Consider the following 17,557-nt stretch of genomic DNA (forward strand, 5'->3'; position numbering starts at 1 on the left):
CGCACTAGTGTTGCCGCTGGCGACGTGACGTGGGGGCCGGTAACCACCGAGATGGTTACCGGCCCCCACGGTTGCACAGTGCGGTTAAGGCTGTGGTGCGGTTAAGGCTGGGTTTCGGTTCAGTCCTCGGGCACGGGCAGGTGCCAGAAGTTCTCGAACACCAGGCAGGTCACGAACGCGACCACCATGGCGCCGCCGAGGACGATCAGCCACACCCCGAAGACGAAGCCCATCGCCGCGGTCACGGCGCTGGCGCCGATGAAGAACGGGTAGTAGCTGCCCGGGGTGAAGTGGCCGAGCTCGCCGGCGCCGTCCGCGACCTCGGCGTCCGGCAGGTCCTGCGGGCGCATGCCGATGCGCCGGCCGGTGAACATGAGATAGCCGCCGACGAGAAAGCCCAGGCCCGTGGTGAGGGTGAGGGCCGCGGTACCGGTCGGGTCCTTGGCCCAGAACCAGTACACCAGCGCCGTCACTCCGGCGAACAGGCCGAAGAAGCTGAAGACGATGCCTTCCACCTTCATGAGGTCGCCACCCTCCTAACTGATCTCGGGTGTGGCGTGGTAGTCGACCCGACCGACCGTGGCCGGGAAATGCAGGTCGAACGCGGGCCGCTCGGACCGGATCCGCGGCAGCGAGGTGAAGTTGTGCCGCGGCGGCGGGCAGGACGTCGCCCATTCCAGCGAGTTCCCGTAGCCCCATGGGTCGTCGACGACGGCGAGCTGGCCCTTGCGGTACGAGTACCACAGGTTGTACAGGAACGGCAGCGTCGACAACGCCAGCAGGAACGATCCGGCGCTGGAGAACGTGTTCAGTGTGGTGAACCCGTCGGTGGCGCTGTAGTCGGCGTACCGCCGCGGCATGCCCTTCAGGCCCAGCCAGTGCTGGACGAGGAACGTGGCATGGAAGCCGAGGAACACCGTCCAGAAGTGGACCTTGCCGAGCCTGTCGTTCATCATCCGGCCGGTGACCTTCGGGAACCAGAAGTAGGTCCCGGCGTAGGCCGCGAACACGACCGTGCCGAACACGACGTAGTGGAAGTGCGCCACGACGAAGTAGCTGTCCGACACGTGGAAGTCGATCGGCGGGCTCGCCAGCAGAACACCGGTGAGGCCACCGAACAGGAACGTCACCAGGAAGCCGATGCTGAACAGCATCGGCGTCTCGAAGGTGAGCTGCCCCCGCCACATCGTGCCGATCCAGTTGAAGAACTTCATACCGGTAGGCACCGCGATGAGGAACGACAGGAACGCGAAGAACGGCAGCAGGACCGCGCCGGTGACGAACATGTGGTGCGCCCACACCGCCACCGACAGGGCGCCGATGCCGATGGTGGCAAAAACGAGGCCCTTGTAGCCGAACAGCGGCTTGCGGGAGAACACGGGCAGGATCTCACTGACGATCCCGAAGAACGGCAGCGCGAGGATGTACACCTCGGGATGCCCGAAGAACCAGAACAGGTGCTGCCAGAGCAGGGCACCGCCGTTGCCGGCATCGAACACGTGCGCGCCGAAGCGCCGGTCGGCCTCGAGCGCGAGCAGCGCCGCGGCCAGCACCGGGAAGGCGATGAGTACGAGGATCGAGGTGACCAGGAAGTTCCAGCAGAAGATCGGCAGCCGGAACATGGTCATGCCGGGAGCGCGCAGACACAGGATCGTCGTGATCATGTTGACGCCACCGAGGATGGTGCCAAGACCCGACACCGTCAGGCCCATGATCCACAGGTCGGAGCCGGCACCCGGGGAGTAGATCTCGTTACTCAGCGGCGCGTAGGCGAACCAGCCGAACGACGCGGCGCCGTTCGGGGTCAGGAAGCCCGCCACCACCGCCAGGCTGCCGAACGTGAAGAACCAGTACGACAGGGCGTTCAGCCGCGGGAAGGCGACGTCCGGCGAGCCGATCTGCAGCGGCACCAGCAGGTTCGCGAAGGCGAACGCGATCGGCGTCGCGAACATCAGCAGCATGAGCGTGCCGTGCATCGTGAACAGCTGGTTGTACTGCTCGTTGGAGAAGTACTGCAGCCCCGGCCGGGCGAGCTCGGCCCGCATCATGATCGCCAGAATCCCGGCGAACAGGAAGAATCCCATCGACGTCACGAAGTACATCACGGCGATGTCCTTGTGCGACGTCGTGCGCAGATACCCGAGCAGATTCGTCCGCCTGGGTAGGTGGGATAGTTCGGGTTCGGCGTGGCCGACTCCCGTTTCGTGCACGAGGGTCACTGTCCGCTCCCGGAGGTGGTGGCGGTGACCGCGGTGGGCGCCGCGGCGGCCTGCGTCGACGTCGCCGAGGACGTCGACGAGACGGGAGCGTTCAGCCGCTCCGTGATGAACTTGTCGTACTCGGCTTGGGGCACGACCTTCACGTAGAAGTTCATCCGGTCGTGGTCGGTCCCGCAGAGCTCGGCGCAACGGCCGATGAACGTGCCGGTCTTGGTGACCGTCAGCTCGAACTGGTTGACCCGGCCGGGAATCACGTCCCGCTTGAACAGGAACTCGGGCACCCAGAAGGAGTGGATCACGTCTGGCGAGGTTTCCACGAACCGGATCGAGCGGTTCTGCGGCAGCACCAGCACCGCGGGCTCACCGGGGCGGCCGGTGACCTCGATCTGGTTCTGGCTCGGGCCTGCCGAACCCACCCCGGGGTCGAGGTACTTGAACTGCCAGTTCCAGCGGAAGCCGATGACGTCGACCGTCACGTCCGGGTGCGCGGAGAGCTTGGTGACCTCCGACTCGTCCCGGGCCGTGTAGTAGAACATGCCGACCACGATGACCACCGGCACGACCGTGTACAGAATTTCAACCGGCAGGTTGTAACGGATCTGCCGGGGCAGCACGTCGCTGCGCTTGCGGAACGCGACGACGGCATAAAGGATCATGCCCCAGACCATGACGCCGACGACGAGCGCCGCGATCGCCGAGCCCTGCCACAGATTCAGCAGGCGCGGCGAGTAATTCGTCACACCATCGGGATAACCGAAGTTGGGCCGCTCGCAGGCAGTCGCCGCGATGCCCACGAGCGCGAGCGGCCCGACCAGACGCAGGGTCCGGCGGCTTCGCGAGCGCATGGCGCCCCGCCTGCCGGACGCCCCGCCGGATGCTCCACCGGAGCCAGCCGGCGTGCCTCCGACCTCCGCGACCGGGACCTCCGCGACCGGGACATCCACGGCCGACGGCCGGGTCCGACCGAAGGATCTCCTCACCAGGTCCTGCCTCCCACGACTAGCGGCACGCGGGGGCGACGTGAACGCTGCCCGCCGCCATCCCGCGAAACCCCTTCAAACGCCATGTCACCCCGGTCGATCCCTCCGGACGACATGCTGTCTTCGACACGCTGTAGATGGTGCGGCAGCAGCGTATCTCAGCGGCCCGACAGCTTCTCGCCTCAGGCCCATCAAGGGGCTGTGATGCGCGCCCCCCATCGCTTCGCCAGGGCGTAGCGTCTTGCCCCGTGCCGGCCTATCTCGACCATGCGTCGACCACGCCCCTGCACCCCGCCGCCCGCGACGCGTTGCTGGTCGCGCTGGACGACGGCTGGGCCGACCCGGCGCGGCTCTACCGCGAGGGTCGACGGGCCCGGATGCTGCTCGACGCGGCCCGCGAGACGGTCGCCACCACCCTTGGCGCCCGCCCGGACGAGATCAGTTTCACCTCCAGCGGCACCGCGGCGGCCACCGCCGCACTGCTCGGCGCGGCCGCGGCCCGCCGCCGCGCGGGCGATCTGATCCTGGTGAGCGCGGTCGAGCATTCCAGCGTCCTGCACGTGGCGGCGCACCACGAACAGGCGGGCGGACGGGTCACCGAGGTCGCAGTCGACGGCGTCGGCCGGGTCGACCCCGAGACCTTCATTCCTCCGGCCGGCACCGCCGTGGCCAGCCTGCAGCATGCCAACCACGAGGTCGGCACGCTGCAGCCGGTAGCCGAGGTCGCCGCGCGGCTGCGCGCCGCCGGTGTGCCCCTGCACACCGATGCGGCCGTGACCGTCGGACATGTCCCGGTGAACCTGCGCGAGCTCGGCGTCGACCTGCTCACGGCCAGCGGCCACAAGTTCGGTGGACCCGCCGGCGTCGGAATCCTCGCGATCCGCACCGGCACCCGCTGGCGCAGTCCGGGCCCCACCGACGAGCGGGAGGCAGGCCGGGTCGCCGGCTATCCGGATGTGCCGTCCATCGTCGCGACCGCGGCCGCACTCGCCGCTCGTGCTGGCGAGATCGCCGCGGAGTCCGCGCGTCTGACCGGCCTCGTCGCGGCCCTGCGTCGCCGCCTGCCGGCGCTGATCGACGGGGTCGAGCTGCTCGGCGATCCGGATCCGACCGGGTCGGTGCCCCACATCTGCGCCTTCTCCTGCCTGTACGTGGCGGGAGAAGCCCTGCTCGACGGGCTGGACCGGGCGGGCATTGCCGTCAGTTCCGGGTCGAGCTGCACCTCGGACGCTCTGACGCCGAGTCATGTGCTGGTCGCCATGGGTGCGCTCACCCACGGCAACCTGCGGATCTCCTTCGGCCGGAACTCCACCCAGACCGACGTCGACGCTCTGGTGGACGTGCTGCCCGGCGTCGTGCGCGAGATCCGTGCCCGGTTCGGCGCCGGCGACCTGGACCCATCCGCATGACCGACGGCGGCATGACCGACGGCGGCATGACCGACGGCGGCATGACCGACGGCAGCACGGTGGTGGACGCGCGCGGCCGGCGCTGCCCGCTACCGATCATCGACCTGGCCCGGGCCATCGTCACGGTCGCCCCCGGCGAGACGGTCACCCTGTGGGCGAACGATCCCGCGGCCGGACCGGACGTTGCCGCATGGTGCCGACTGCGGAACCACGAACTGGTGTCGACTGGGGCATTGCCGCCGGACGGCGAGGAGTTCGTCGTGCGCCGCCGGAGCTGACCGAATCCCTGAGCCAGCGGCTCCCGGCCGGGGGTCAGGACGCGGGAAGGTGCTCGGCGATCTCGGCGGCGGCCGCATCCCCGTAGGCCTCGGCAAGCCGCTTGAGCGCGTCGGTCGGGTCGATCTCGTAGTCCTGCGGACCGACCGTCTCCAGCACCAGGGTCGCGATGAGCGTGCCTAGCTGGGCGGCGCGCTCCAGCGGCAGTTCCCAGGACAATCCGGCGAGAAACCCGGCGCGGAAGCCGTCGCCGACGCCGGTGGGATCCGGGGTGTCCCGGGCGGGAACGACAGGAACCCGGATGATGTCGCTGCCCGGGGCCTCGATCACCACGCCGTCCTTGCCATGGGTGGTGACCCGCACGCCGACCGTCGCCAGGATGTCCGCGTCCGACCAGCCGGTCTTGCTGGCAAGCAGGGCCTTCTCGTACTCGTTGCAGAACAGGTAGGCCGCACCGGCGACGAATTCGCGGATCTGCGAGCCGTCGAGCAGGGCGAGCTGCTGAGACGGGTCGGCGGCGAACGCGTAGCCGCGCTCGCGGCTCTCCTGGGCGTGGCGCAGCATCGCCGCGGGGTTGTTCGGGCTGATGATGACCAGGTCGAGCCCGCCGGCCCGCTCGGCGATGGGCGCGAGCTCGATCTCGGCGGCCTCGTCCATCGCCCCTGGGTAGAACGAGGCGATCTGGTTGAGGTCCAGGTCGGTGGTGCAGCTGAACCGGGCGGTGTGCGCGGTCTGGCTGACCCGCAGGGCGCTGGTGTCCACTCCATGGTCGTCGAGCCAGGTGCGGTAGTCCCCGAAGTCGTTGCCGACCGCGCCGACGAGGATCGGGCGCAGTCCGAGACGCCCGAGGCCGATCGCGATGTTGGCAGCCGCCCCGCCGCGACGGACCACGAGCTCGTCGACGAGGAACGACAGGGAGACCTTCTCGAGCTGGTCGGCGAGCAACTGCTCGGCAAACCGCCCTGGGAAGCGCATCAGGTGATCGGTGGCAACGGAACCCGTGACGGCGATATCCACGATGGTGCAGCCTACCGGGTGCCTCGGTGTGGCCTCGGAGCCGCCTGCGTCGCCGTCGTCGGCCCAGTGCCGCCGTCTCGGCGGCTCAGGCGGCCAGAACGAACGGAGCCCGTCACGACCAGGACTGGCCATGACGGGCTCCGACGTTCGATGCGGCGGCCCAACCCCCGTCAGATTCCGGCCAGAGGGATCACCCCGGAATCGCAGACGGCCGGCTCGACCGGCGGTCGGCTCAGTGGAACGAGTCGCCGCAGGCGCAGGAGCCCTGCGCGTTGGGGTTGTCGATCGTGAAGCCCTGCTTCTCGATCGTGTCGACGAAGTCGATCGTCGCGCCGCCCAGGTAGGGGGCGCTCATCCGGTCGACGGCGACCTTGACGCCCGAGAAGTCCAGAACGACATCGCCGTCGAGGGACCGCTCGTCGAAGAAGAGCTGGTACCGCATGCCCGAGCAGCCACCGGGCTGCACCGCGATGCGCAGCTTGAGGTCATCCCGACCTTCCTGCTCCAGCAGGGTCTTCACCTTGCCGGCAGCCGTGTCGGTGAGGAGGACGCTCGAGGACTGCGTCGCGGTCTCCGTCGTGTCCTGAACGGTCATAGGGACTACTCCTGCCCTTGCTGTGACGTGCCTGGCGGGGCCAGGCTCATTGGTTCCGGTCGGGTACTGCGCTTCGGATCGGTCGCACTGCGGTTCAGTCGCACTGCGGTCGGGTGTCGCTTCCGGTACTGCCCGCGACGCCACCGGCTTCCCGGCAGACGCCCCAGGCATCAGACGGCCACTGCGCCGGACTCCGTGCCCGGCAACAACATCCATGCCCGACGACTTCATCCATGCCCAACACTTCATCCATGCCAACACCATCGGACGGGATCCGCTTCCCATCGTAGCGAGACCTCGGGTACCCGACCACGGCGCGACCGCGTCGACCGCGAGACCCCCGTCACCTCGCGTTACGTACCGGCCATGTCCCCGTCCGGCCCCAGCGCCCGGGACCGCCGGCCCACGACGGCAGGCCAGGTGACGCCTTGACCTCCTGACCTGGAACGGTGCCGGGCCGGACACCGCCAGGGCACACGAGGCCAAGGCCTGGGAGTCCCGACATTTCGGGGTTCAGGCGTCACCGGTGATGACCCGGTGACCCCGACGACGAGTCGGCCCCACGCCGGCACATCCGCGCATACGATGCTGTCAGGGGGAGTTAGAGTCTCATCGACCATTCGTCTCATCGACCATTCGAAAGTAGACCGTTCGTAAGTGGACCATCCGCAGACGGCCCCGGCGGGCTCACCGGCCGGCCGGCGCACAGGACAGGCGGCCAGGCCCACAGGCCGGTCGACCGGAGGAGCGCCATGACCACCAACCCGGCCCTCGGGCACGATCCGGACCCGTCTCTGACGCTGGTGGGGGCCGTCCCGTCGCCGCTGGCTCTGCTGCTGCTCGGCCGCGAGGCGGACCCGGCCAGCGAGCGTGGCGTCGACTGCCCGGGTGATCTGCCGCCCGCCGCCGACCCGCGGCTCGCCGCCCGGGCCGCCGCCGCGAAGGCCACGCTCGGCGACAGAGTGTTCGTCCTCGGGCACCACTACCAGCGCGACGAGGTCATCGCGTTCGCGGACGTCACCGGTGACTCGTTCAAGCTCGCCCAGCTTGCCGCGGCCCGTCCCGAGGCCGAGGCGATCGTCTTCTGCGGCGTGCACTTCATGGCCGAAAGCGCCGACATCCTCACCGGAGCGCACCAGCGCGTCATCCTGCCGGACCTCGCCGCGGGCTGCTCGATGGCCGACATGGCCACCGCCGAGCAGGTCGAGCAGGCCTGGGACGACCTGGCTGACGTGGGGGTGGCCGACGCCACCGTGCCGGTCAGCTACATGAACTCCTCTGCCGCCATCAAGGCGTTCACCGGGCGCCACGACGGCACGATCTGCACGTCGTCGAACGCCCGCCGAGCGCTGGAATGGGCGTTCGGCCCCCGGGGCGGCGAGCGGGTGCTGTTTCTTCCCGACCAGCACCTGGGCCGCAACACCGCGATCAACGAGCTCGGCATGACCGAGTCCGACTGTGTCGTCTACGACCCGCGCCGGCCCCGCGGCGGGCTCACCGAGCAGCAGCTGCGCACCGCGAAGATGATCCTCTGGCGCGGCCACTGCTCGGTGCACGGTCGGTTCACCCGGGCCAGCGTGGACGAGGTGCGCTCCCGCGTCCCCGGCGTGACCGTGCTCGTCCACCCGGAGTGTCGCCGGGAGGTGGTCACCGCGGCGGACCTGGTCGGCTCGACGGAATACATCATCGCCGCCGTCGACGCGGCTCCGCCCGGTTCCGCGTTCGCCATCGGCACCGAGCTGAACCTCGTGCGCCGGCTGGCCACCCGCCACCCCGACAAGACGATTGTCTTCCTGGACCGTACGGTGTGTTTCTGTTCCACCATGAACCGGATCGACATGCCGCACCTCGTCTGGGCGCTGGAGTCCCTCGTCCGCGGGGAGACGCCGAACCAGATCACGGTCGACCCGGACGTGGCCACCCCTGCTCGGAAGGCACTCGATCAGATGTTGGCACTGCCCTGATGGCCCTGCTCAAGCGCCGCGGCGGCGCCGATCCGGACGTGTCCGATGCTGCCGGCACGGCCACGGGATCCGCCGAAACCGCCGTCGAGCTGACGGGCGAGTTGGTGCCGGACGACGGCCCGCGCCGCACCGCCGGCAAAGGCCGGCCGACACCGAAGCGCTCCGACGCCCGGGCGGCCCGGACGCAGACCACCGCGACGGCGAAGAAGCCCGCGAACCGGACCGAGGCGCGTGCCACCCGGCGCAAGCAGAGCCAGGACTACCGGGCCGCGATGATGTCCGGGGACGTCAGCCGGCTACCACCGCGCGAACGCGCCCCTGAGCGGGTGCTCGCCCGGGACTTCGTCGACACCCGGATCAACGTCGGCCCGTTCTTCCTGATCGCGGCGGTCCTCTACTTCGTCGGCGGTCTGGTTCCGATCGGCACCGTGCGGTTCGCGGCGACAATCCTCATGCTCGCCGGGATCGTCGCGGTGGTGGTCGACTCGATCGTGCTGTCGTGGCAGGTCAGCAAGCGGATCACCGAGCGTTATCCGGATTCCCGGGTCCGGGTGCGCGCCTACGCCGCCCAGCGCGCCCTGCTCCCCCGTCGCTGGCGCCTGCCCCGCCCGCGCGTCTCCCGCGCCGACCCCAGGCCGTAGCCCGATCGCGTGCGGCGTCGGGCGCCCGATGCCGCACCCCCGGCCGCAGCTGTGCCGCCGCGGAAGGCGTGCTGCCACGCTCCCCGACGTCGACCGGGAAACCATTTCCTTGCCCTCTTCGCCCTCCTGGCCTCTGTGCCGGAGCGCAACGGGCTCGGCGACGATGCACCGGCGCCGCTCGACCTCGCGCCGATCACCGATGGCTCAGCCCCAGGGACAGCAGGCGTGCCATCAGTCGGGCCGAAAGCCGACTCGCGGGGTGGATGCCATAACCTCACTCCGCGGCGGGAACAACGACCGCGAAGCGGCGGGAACAAAGACCGCGAACGGAGGCGGCGATGCACCATGATCCGGCGCTCCTCCTCAGGCAGGTTCGCGATCTGGTCCTGGACCCGAAAAGAATTCTCGGGCAGCGTGTGGTCTGGGTCGCCGGCCGGGTCATCGGCTCCGACAGCGTGGTGATGCTGTACCGGGAATGGCCCGACGGCCCCGTCATCGGCAGGCATTACGTGGTCCCCGAGCTTGCCTCGCTGTTCGATGCGGACGTGACCACCGAGCGGCTCGCGGAGATCATCTTTGTCGACGAGATCACCGACCCGGGCGACCCCGGCGAGCATCTCGATGTCGACTGGGCGAACGGCCTGGTCCCGGACCCCTCCGCCGTCACCTGGTGGACCTGAGCGGCCGTCCTGAGGTGCGCGCGGGGGCCTGTCCCCGTGGCGTTCCAGGGTGCCGGGGCGTCGAGGCGACGCGACACTCGGCGGGCGGCCTGGGCAGTGATGACCGGTCCAGTCCGCGAGTCATAGGTTGGTCGGGTGAAACATCGACGTCTGGGACGTAGCGGCCTGTCCGTCAGCGAGATCTCGTACGGGAACTGGATCACCCACGGAGACCAGATCGAGGCGGAGGCGGCGATCTCCTGCGTACGCGCCGCCTTCGACGTGGGGATCACCACGTTCGACACCGCCGACGTGTACGCCGGCACGCGGGCTGAGAGCGTGCTCGGCGAGGCCCTGGCCGGGATGCGCCGCGAGTCGTACGAGCTGTTCACCAAGGTCTTCTGGCCGACCGGTCCCGGCGAGAACGACAAGGGGCTCGGCCGCAAGCACATCATCGAGTCCGCGCACAACTCGCTGCGCCGGCTGCGCACCGACCATCTCGATCTCTACCAGGCCCACCGTTACGACCCGTCGGTTCCGCTGGAGGAGACCCTGCGGGCGTTCGACGACCTCGTCCGCGCCGGGAAGGTGCTCTACGTCGGCGTGTCCGAGTGGACCGGCAAGCAGATCACCGACGCCGTGCGGATCGCCGGCGAGCTGGGTCTGGACCGGATCATCTCCAACCAGCCGCAGTACTCGATGTTGTGGCGCACCATCGAGACCGATGTGGTGCCCGCCAGCGAGCAGGCCGGCATCTCGCAGATCGTCTGGTCACCAATCGCCCAGGGCGTGCTGACCGGCAAGTACCTGCCCGGCCAGCCGCCGCCGAGCGGCAGCCGCGCCACCGGTCAGACGGGCTCGGGGTTCATCGCCCGGCTGCTGGACGACGACGTGCTGACCGCCGTGCAGAACCTCAAGCCGATCGCCGCCGACGCCGAACTGTCGATGGCGCAACTCGCCGTCGCCTGGGTGCTGCAGAACGACAACGTCGCCTCGGCGATCATCGGCGCGTCCCGTCCGGAGCAGGTGCAGGAGAACGTGAAGGCCTCCGGCATCGTCCTGGACCCGGCGATCCTCAAGCGCATCGACGACGTCCTCGCCAACGTCGTCACCCGCTGACCGACGCGCAACCCCACCGACGCGCCATCCCTGACCGGCACAGCATCTCCGAGGGCACAGCATTTCCGACCGGCGCGGTAGCTGCCGACCGGCCGTGCCACCCGCTGATCAGCTGGGTCACCGGGTCCGGACAGGTCGCTTGCTGCGGCACCGGCAACCTCCGGTTATGGATTGCCCTCGCCCCGGCCTGCGCTGACCTCCCGACCTACGCGGCGAACGCCTCGACGATCGCCGCGTAGGTCCGGTCCAGGTCGGAACCGGGCAGGTACCGCCCGTCCAGTTCGAGAATGACGGCGCCGTGAGTCGCGGCCCAGAGCGCCTGCGCTCGGTATGGGTCTCCGGTCGCCCGGTAGAACGGCTCCCCCGCCCACTGCTCGAGCCCGGCCGAGAGCTCCGCCCGAGGCAACCGGCCGGCGGTGCACAGCCGGTAGAGGTTTGGATGACCTCGGGCGAATCCTCGGTAGGCGTCTACCAGGACCGCCACCGCGTCGCAGCCGTCTGTCTGGTCCACCGCGTCGTGCAGCAGGTCGCCAACGTCGACGAGGACGGTGTTGATGATCCCCGCCGCCAGCGCGTCCTTACCGGCGAGATGTTTGTAGAGCGATGGCGCTCGGATGCCCAGCACCTCGCCGATCCGGCGCATGGTCAGCGCCTCGATCCCCTCCCGCTCAAGCACGTCGCCCGCGGCGGCGAGAATCTCGAGGACCCGCGCCGAGAACTGCGGCGGCTCAGGTCGGGCGGCAGTCCGCGGCAGCGGCAGCGCCGGCAGCAAGGGCGGTTCCAGCAGCGAGGACCGCACCGATGGCAACCGCAGCTTCGCCGCCGACGATGGCTGCGATGGTGGCTGTGCCAACGATTGCGGTGGCAATGGCTGTGCTGACGGTGGCGGCGATGGCGGTGGCGGCGATGGCGGTGGCGGTGGCGGTGGCAGCGGTGTCACTGCGGGGTGAGAGCGAAGACAGGGTGGCGATGCGCGATCCGCCGGATCTCCTCATCGCTCGACTCCGGGCCGACACCGTCGAAGAAGACACCTACCTCGGACTTCCACCGCTTCAGATAAGCGCGCAGCACAGCGACGCTGTCCTCCGGCGCCACCTCGTCGGCGTGGAAGGAGGTGCGGTTACGGCCGAGCAGCAGCGCGAGTTCCCCGCCTGCGGCGCGCACGTTACGCACCCACTGCCCGTGCCCGCGAGCGGACACGAGGTACTGCCGGCCGTCGAGCACCAAAAGGTTCACGGGAGTCCGCCGCGGCTCACCACTGGTACGGCCGCGCACTTCCAGCACCCGGCTGCCGAGCAGGCTCACGCCAGCGCGGGTGAACGCGGCGACCAGCCGGTTGGCGATGTTGCGGGTGAACCATCCGGGCGCGCGGTAGTGGTCCGTCATGATCCTTAAACCTCCAGAGCAGGAATCTCCAGCATGAAGCTAACGACGTTATCCATAGCGAAAGCTAACAGCGTTAGCCACTGCTTCGTCAAGTCCTCCGATCAGGTGACCGGGCGAAGGGTCATCGGCCCGTAGACGCGACGGCCGGCGTCCAGCAGTGTGACCTGGGCGACTCCGGCTTCGAACAGCTCCCGCCAGGTCTCGCCGAGCCAGGTCTCGGCGTCTCCCTGACTGGTGAACGACTCGGAACCAGCCGCACCCCCGACCGTCGCCGTCGCGCCGTCGTCCCCCTCATAGCGCCAGGTCCAGGTCATCCGCCGGCCCCTCCCACTCGTGTGGATGCCCGCCGCTCGGGCCACCCGCGATCACCCGGCCGCACGGCCGGTGACTCATCCAACCGCGCGCACCGGTCACCGGGACGACCCGGCAGGCGGAACACCAGTGCCGAACGCCACCCGGGCATCGGCCACGCGTACCCGCGATGTGGTCCACCCGCTACTGGCGCGGGCGGGGGCAGGCGGGTCAGGATGTCCCCGACGCCGGTAACGTCAGTCCGGTCGCCACGGCAAAGGCGCCGCGCTGGCACCATGTCAACGCTGGCACCGTGCCAGCGCCACGCTCCGAACGCCGCACCGCCCTGCCAGCGCCGATGATCCACCAACATCCGTCATCACGGGGAGGAACGACCCGCGTGGGTACCGTCCGCACCGCCGCAGTTCTCGCCGCCGAGTCCGCGGAGCATAATCCGCCGCTGTCCTGGTGGGCTGCGGTCATCGTCACCTTCGCGGCAATCATTCTGCTCGCGATCGTGCTCACGGCGATGACCCGCTGGGAACGCAAGCGCCACCCGCACGCCTGAGCGCTTCGGTGCGCGCGGACCGGGCCGCGGCCGACAGAGCTGCAGCAAACATGGCTGTGGCAGACACTGGGGCAAGCATGGCTCACGGCACCATCGCTGCCGGCGCAGTCGTTACCAGCGCGACTGCTGTCAGCGCGGCCGTGACGAACACGCCCGCAGGGCACTGAACGCGGGTGCGTATCCGGCTGCTCGGTACAGGCTCGGCAGACGGCTGGCCGAACCCGTGGTGTGACTGCGCGTCCTGCGCCTGGGCACGCGAGCACAACGAGATCCGCGGGCAGACCGCGATCCTCGTCGACGATGTGCTGCTTGTCGACTGCGGTCCCGACGTACCCCGTGCCGCGGCCCACCAGGGCGTGCGCCTGTCCGGGCTGCGGCATTTGCTGGTCGGCCACGCCCACCCGGACCATCTCGGGCCCGAGTGCCTCATGTGGCGGTCCTGGTCGACAGCGTCCGGACGGCCACTTGACGTCGTCGCCCCGCCGGCCGCACTCGAAGTGTGCCGCGCATTTCTGACCCGCTGGGAAGGGGCGGATCCGGAGCGTGCGGGCGCCCCGCTGCACTTCGTCGAGGCGGTCGCGGGCAGGACACTGCGGCTCGGCGATGCCGGGACGAGGTACGAGATCCGTCCACTGGCGGCCCTGCATGGCGACGCCAGCATCGGCCCGGCTGTCCTCTTCGACATCACGGCGCCAGATGGCGGCCGCGTGCTCTACGGATGCGATACTGCGGCTCCCCTGCCCGCCGCGACACTCGCCGCGGTCGAAGGCCGCGCGTACGACGTGGTGGCGCTGGAGGAGAACAACGGCGACCGCCCCGGCTTCGGCGAGCATCTTGGCCTCGACAGCTTCGGCGAACTTGTCGGTGAGCTGCGCCGCCGCGACGCGATCGTCGAAACCACCGAGATCCTCGCCGTCCACTTGAGTCACCGCAACCCGCCGGGCGACGAACTCGCCCGGCGCCTGGCCCACCACGGCGCCCGCGCTCCCCGTGACGGCGAGACCCTCGACCTCACGCCGCGCGCCCGTTCTGACTGCCAGAGCAGCGCTGACGGCGATCCCGACGCTGCCAGCCAGACCAACGCCGACGGCCGCGTCGGTCGTTCCGTCGTCGGCGCCCACGAACGCAGCTCAGGGCGCGAGGCGAAACCGATTCGGCTGTGTGACGGCACGCCGGCCGTGGCAGCGCCACCGCGACGCACGCTGGTGCTCGGGGGCTCCCGTTCGGGGAAGTCGGCCGAGGCCGAGCGTCGGCTGCTGGCCGAGCCCGAGGTGGTGTACATCGCGACGGCCGCACCACCGGATCCGGCCGACTCCGAGTGGTTCGCACGGATCTCCGCGCACCAGGCCCGGCGCCCGCCCGCATGGACGACGGTCGAGACCCTTGACCTGGTGCCTCTGCTGCGCACGCCCGGGCCACCACTGCTCATCGACGGCATCGGCCTGTGGGTCGCCGCCCACCTCGACGTCCTGGACCCGAGCCCCCCGGACCTGGACGCCGCACACCCGGGCTCCCCGGACGCCGCCGGCGCGTCCGCCCGAAACAGCAGGGCTACCGACATCGCCGCTGCCGGCAGGGGTCTCGACGACCGCATGGCGGAGCTTGTCGACGCGTGGCGGATCACCCCGCGACGGGTGGTGGCCGTCTCCGACGAGGTCGGCTCCGGAGTCGTTCCGGCGACGGCCGCTGGTCGTCGATTCCGCGACGCGCTTGGCCGGGCCAACGCGGCCCTCGCCGCCGCCTGCGACGAGGTGTGTCTGGTCGTCGCAGGCATCGTGGTTCCGTTGTACCCACGGCGGCCCGGCCAGGACTGACCGACCCGACACGCCGGCAACAATCTTCTCATCGGCCCGCGACACGCCCCATCATCACACGGAAAAGAGATCTGGCGGCGGTTGGCTGTAGGGATTGCGCCGGGGCCGACGCAGCGGATCAATCGACGCGGGCGGGATGAACGTGGGCCGCCGATCCTCCTCCACCACAATCTCCCACCCCTCCCGATGCACCCGACCATGATGTCTTTCACACAGCAACACCAGATTTTCCAACGCCGTCGGCCCGTTAGCAAGCCACGAGACGATATGATGCGCCTGACACCAGGGAAGGGTGACGTAAGTTACACCTGTAAAATGGGTCTCTGACCTGCGGCTTTATGGCATCTTCCCCACGCAACCATCCTCGATCATGCGGCCACGCGGCGCTGATGATCTATGCACCACGCGCGGACGGGGCGCACCCCGCCCACCGTGCTTGCTATTGCAAGCGGCCTTGCTAGCAGATGGTGAATGTGGTCGTGGCGGTGTGGATGTCGATTCCTGGCACCGGTCTGGGCCAGGATGCGCCCTGAATTCCTTGTTTAGTGTTGGTGTCCGCGACCCGTTTCTGTGTGGCGGTGCGATCGTTCGCGGTTTGTGACAGAGGTGATTTTGCCATTCGTCAGGGTGAGTTGGCCGCGGATCATGGCGAGGTGTAGCCAGTTGGTGAGTCGATTCGCTGGGATGCCGAGTCGCTGGGCCACGGTTTCAATGGCGGCGGGATTGTCGGGCTGCGGGGCGAATGCGGTGATGGCTGCCCAGATGTCGTCATTGCTGGGTGGGGTGGTCAGGGTCTGTCGGGCGCGGGTTTCGCCAGTGGGGGTGAGTTGCCATCGATGGGTGTCGGGGTGGTCGCCCCGGTGTAGGTGGAGGTGTCCGGCGCCGACGAGCATCGAGAGGCAGAGCAGGAGCCAGAGCCGGTGGGTGGGTTGGGTGGGGGTGTCGAGGTGGGTCGCGATGCTGTCGGTCGTGGCTGTCCGACCCTCGGATGCGAGGTGGATGAGCGTGACCCAGAGTTCCCGGGGGCGGGGGTGTCCGGGGGCGGACCGGCTGTCGTCGGGGTGGTGGTGTTCGGTGAGTCCGCTGGCGTCGTAGGTGGTGGTGTTCGCGGTGCGGCTCAGGGAGACCAGGCCGAAGCGGAGTAGGACCACGAGCATCCGTGCGGTGTCGGATGGTGGTGCGGTGAGCAGTTTGGCAAGCTCGGTGGTGGTGAACGTGCCGGAACCGGTGAGAGCGGCCCGGGTGTGAACGGCGGTGAGCGCGGAGACGACCGCGGCGGGGGTGAGTGCGTCCAACGCGGTGGGCCGCGTTTTGTGGTCCGGTGTCGGGTCGTTCATCGGCGCGGGGCCGGTCTGCGGCCGATCGGGCTGGGCTGGTTGAGGACTGTGGGTGGTTCTGCGCAGGGGTTGGCGCGGACGGCGGCAACGACCGGCTGCCAGACCCGTTCGGGCAGGTAAGGGACGTTGAGGGGGAAGCGGTGGATGACAACGCCGATGGTGGTGGGACTGGCGTCGTACATGATCGTCACATAGTCGCGTGGTGGGGCGGACGTGTCCGTGAACTGGTCGGGTGGGGTCATGAGGACTCCTGAGAGGCCACCCGCCCACGGCCGATTTCCCGAGCGGTAGGTCGGGGGAGCCATGGCCGTGGGCGGGACGGCTGGTGCGGGGCGGGTCAGATCAGGGCGCGGAAGTCCTCCGCGCTGTTCAGTAGGGCCGCCCATGTCTGCCTGGTGAAGGTGAGGGCGGTGCCGTCGGGGTCGTGGGAGTGGCGCAGGACGACCCCTCCCGAGAGGGCGGCGGCTTCGATGTACATGCCGGTGGGTGTGTAGCCGCTTCTGAGCCAGATCAGATCGTCAAGGTCAACGCCGTCCACGCTGGGCCGTGGGGGCTGGTCACCCGGGGGCGGGGCCATGAGGACTCCTTTCCGTCCCGTCCGGTCGGGAGCGGCTCCGCTCGGACGTGGGTGTGAGGGGGGCAGGGCTGCCCGGCCCGTGCCGGCGGGGGTGCAGGTGACGCGTGCCGACAGGGTGCTCGGTGACGGCACGCCGCTGGGGGCAGGGCAGCCCCGAGGGGCACCGCCCAGCTCGGGGAGAGAACCGGGCGGTGGTTCAGGGACCGGCGATATGCCCGAGGGGGACGATCCGGTAGCCAGCGATACCGGTAAGGGTTCGGGCATACTCCTCGGCTTGCCGGGCGGTATCCCATCCACCCAGTGCCTCCACCGGCTGATCATCCGCATTCAGGACGATCACGGCGTAGGAGACCAACTCTCCCCCCGTGACAGCAGTCATGGGAACACCGCGCCACGAAAGGCCGGGTCGGCGGGTGGGCAGCAACGGCGCGCCCGCTACCGTGCCCGGTCTACGCGGAGCTGGTAAGGCCACGACGAGACCTCCGTCATAGGCTCTGGTCAGTCCCGCGAAGACCGACAGGGAAGCACGAACATCAGCGTTGTGCCGGAACGGCCGGACAGCCCGTCGTTGGACGTGGGGTCCGTGAGCGTCGCGTCCGCGGGCACGAGAAGCGCGATTGCCGACGTCTGTCGCCGCCTCCTGAAAACTGACCCCCCAGGGGGCTGCGAAATCTGACCCCCTGCTGGTGTAGGAGGGGTGCTGAA

The 17,557-nt window shown here is 69.4% G+C and carries 20 protein-coding genes and 1 pseudogene; 8 read left to right on the top strand and 13 right to left on the bottom strand.

Annotated features, from left to right (window positions below; all coding sequences use genetic code 11):
* Positions 1-119: 119 nt before the first annotated feature.
* From ctaF to ctaC, 3 genes are read right to left on the bottom strand one after another with little or no spacing between them, the layout of a single operon-like run.
* Positions 120-521, bottom strand: coding sequence for an aa3-type cytochrome oxidase subunit IV (gene ctaF / locus MXD95_RS24590; protein ID WP_250643100.1), 402 nt, complete (start codon positions 519-521; stop codon positions 120-122).
* Positions 522-536: 15 nt separating this feature from the next.
* Positions 537-2,219, bottom strand: a complete 1,683-nt coding sequence (gene ctaD / locus MXD95_RS24595) for an aa3-type cytochrome oxidase subunit I (protein WP_374122128.1) — start codon at positions 2,217-2,219, stop codon at positions 537-539.
* Positions 2,216-3,199: an aa3-type cytochrome oxidase subunit II gene (gene ctaC / locus MXD95_RS24600; RefSeq protein WP_374122129.1), complete on the bottom strand. Its 984-nt coding sequence runs from the start codon at positions 3,197-3,199 to the stop codon at positions 2,216-2,218. The genes ctaD and ctaC overlap by 4 nt, the downstream gene beginning before the upstream one ends.
* Positions 3,200-3,447: 248 nt before the next feature.
* Between ctaC and MXD95_RS24605 the strand changes: the two genes are divergently transcribed.
* Both MXD95_RS24605 and MXD95_RS24610 read left to right on the top strand, forming a co-directional pair.
* Complete coding sequence (locus MXD95_RS24605) at positions 3,448-4,608, top strand: cysteine desulfurase family protein (protein ID WP_250643102.1); 1,161 nt, start codon at positions 3,448-3,450, stop codon at positions 4,606-4,608.
* A complete protein-coding gene (locus MXD95_RS24610) occupies positions 4,605-4,886 on the top strand; it encodes a sulfurtransferase TusA family protein (protein ID WP_250643103.1) in 282 nt (93 codons plus the stop codon). The genes MXD95_RS24605 and MXD95_RS24610 overlap by 4 nt, the downstream gene beginning before the upstream one ends.
* Before the next feature lie 34 nt (positions 4,887-4,920).
* Here the strand turns inward: MXD95_RS24610 and MXD95_RS24615 are convergent, their stop codons facing one another.
* Positions 4,921-5,901: a carbohydrate kinase family protein gene (locus MXD95_RS24615; RefSeq protein ID WP_250643104.1), complete on the bottom strand. Its 981-nt coding sequence runs from the start codon at positions 5,899-5,901 to the stop codon at positions 4,921-4,923.
* A gap of 232 nt (positions 5,902-6,133) precedes the next feature.
* Entirely contained in the window at positions 6,134-6,496 is a 363-nt protein-coding gene (erpA, locus tag MXD95_RS24620) for an iron-sulfur cluster insertion protein ErpA (RefSeq protein WP_250643105.1), read from the bottom strand.
* A gap of 752 nt (positions 6,497-7,248) precedes the next feature.
* Between erpA and nadA the strand changes: the two genes are divergently transcribed.
* The 4 genes from nadA to MXD95_RS24640 all read left to right on the top strand — a co-directional run bounded on the left by nadA (position 7,249) and on the right by MXD95_RS24640 (position 10,879).
* Positions 7,249-8,460 (top strand): quinolinate synthase NadA, encoded by a 1,212-nt coding sequence (gene nadA, locus MXD95_RS24625; RefSeq protein ID WP_250643106.1) that lies wholly within the window; start codon positions 7,249-7,251, stop codon positions 8,458-8,460.
* On the top strand, positions 8,460-9,101 hold the full coding sequence (locus MXD95_RS24630) for a DUF3043 domain-containing protein (RefSeq protein ID WP_250643107.1): 642 nt from the start codon (positions 8,460-8,462) through the stop codon (positions 9,099-9,101). The genes nadA and MXD95_RS24630 overlap by 1 nt, the downstream gene beginning before the upstream one ends.
* A 338-nt stretch (positions 9,102-9,439) precedes the next feature.
* Positions 9,440-9,781: a hypothetical protein gene (locus tag MXD95_RS24635; protein WP_250643108.1), complete on the top strand. Its 342-nt coding sequence runs from the start codon at positions 9,440-9,442 to the stop codon at positions 9,779-9,781.
* Positions 9,782-9,916: 135 nt separating this feature from the next.
* Positions 9,917-10,879: an aldo/keto reductase family protein gene (locus MXD95_RS24640; protein WP_250643109.1), complete on the top strand. Its 963-nt coding sequence runs from the start codon at positions 9,917-9,919 to the stop codon at positions 10,877-10,879.
* Between the two features lie 205 nt (positions 10,880-11,084).
* Here MXD95_RS24640 and MXD95_RS24645 read toward each other — a convergent pair whose 3' ends face one another.
* The 3 genes from MXD95_RS24645 to MXD95_RS24655 all read right to left on the bottom strand — a co-directional run bounded on the left by MXD95_RS24645 (position 11,085) and on the right by MXD95_RS24655 (position 12,579).
* Complete coding sequence (locus MXD95_RS24645) at positions 11,085-11,678, bottom strand: TetR/AcrR family transcriptional regulator (protein WP_250643110.1); 594 nt, start codon at positions 11,676-11,678, stop codon at positions 11,085-11,087.
* 137 nt (positions 11,679-11,815) lie between these two features.
* The gene (locus MXD95_RS24650) at positions 11,816-12,265 is read right to left on the bottom strand and encodes a nitroreductase family deazaflavin-dependent oxidoreductase (RefSeq protein WP_250643111.1); all 450 of its coding nucleotides are present in this window, start codon (positions 12,263-12,265) and stop codon (positions 11,816-11,818) included.
* 101 nt (positions 12,266-12,366) lie between these two features.
* Complete coding sequence (locus MXD95_RS24655; RefSeq protein WP_250643112.1) at positions 12,367-12,579, bottom strand: hypothetical protein; 213 nt, start codon at positions 12,577-12,579, stop codon at positions 12,367-12,369.
* 377 nt (positions 12,580-12,956) lie between these two features.
* Between MXD95_RS24655 and MXD95_RS24660 the strand changes: the two genes are divergently transcribed.
* Together MXD95_RS24660 and MXD95_RS24665 are read left to right on the top strand one after the other, a co-directional pair.
* The gene (locus MXD95_RS24660) at positions 12,957-13,124 is read left to right on the top strand and encodes a hypothetical protein (protein ID WP_250643113.1); all 168 of its coding nucleotides are present in this window, start codon (positions 12,957-12,959) and stop codon (positions 13,122-13,124) included.
* A gap of 173 nt (positions 13,125-13,297) precedes the next feature.
* A complete protein-coding gene (locus tag MXD95_RS24665; RefSeq protein ID WP_250643114.1) occupies positions 13,298-14,938 on the top strand; it encodes a bifunctional adenosylcobinamide kinase/adenosylcobinamide-phosphate guanylyltransferase in 1,641 nt (546 codons plus the stop codon).
* A gap of 54 nt (positions 14,939-14,992) precedes the next feature.
* Here MXD95_RS24665 and MXD95_RS24670 read toward each other — a convergent pair.
* The 5 genes and pseudogenes from MXD95_RS24670 to MXD95_RS24690 all read right to left on the bottom strand — a co-directional run.
* Positions 14,993-15,208, bottom strand: a pseudogene (locus MXD95_RS24670) (HNH endonuclease); the annotation flags it as partial.
* Positions 15,209-15,480: 272 nt separating this feature from the next.
* Entirely contained in the window at positions 15,481-16,275 is a 795-nt protein-coding gene (locus MXD95_RS24675) for a hypothetical protein (RefSeq protein WP_250643116.1), read from the bottom strand.
* A complete protein-coding gene (locus MXD95_RS24680; protein WP_250643117.1) occupies positions 16,272-16,517 on the bottom strand; it encodes a hypothetical protein in 246 nt (81 codons plus the stop codon). Before MXD95_RS24680 ends, MXD95_RS24675 begins: the two co-directional genes overlap by 4 nt.
* Positions 16,518-16,612: 95 nt before the next feature.
* A complete protein-coding gene (locus MXD95_RS24685; RefSeq protein ID WP_250643118.1) occupies positions 16,613-16,852 on the bottom strand; it encodes a DUF397 domain-containing protein in 240 nt (79 codons plus the stop codon).
* Positions 16,853-17,048: 196 nt separating this feature from the next.
* A complete protein-coding gene (locus MXD95_RS24690; protein ID WP_250643119.1) occupies positions 17,049-17,231 on the bottom strand; it encodes a hypothetical protein in 183 nt (60 codons plus the stop codon).
* Positions 17,232-17,557: the final 326 nt, after the last annotated feature.

Origin of the sequence: Frankia sp. AiPa1 (assembly GCF_023243075.1) — a bacterium.
Lineage (GTDB): Bacteria > Actinomycetota > Actinomycetes > Frankiales > Frankiaceae > Frankia.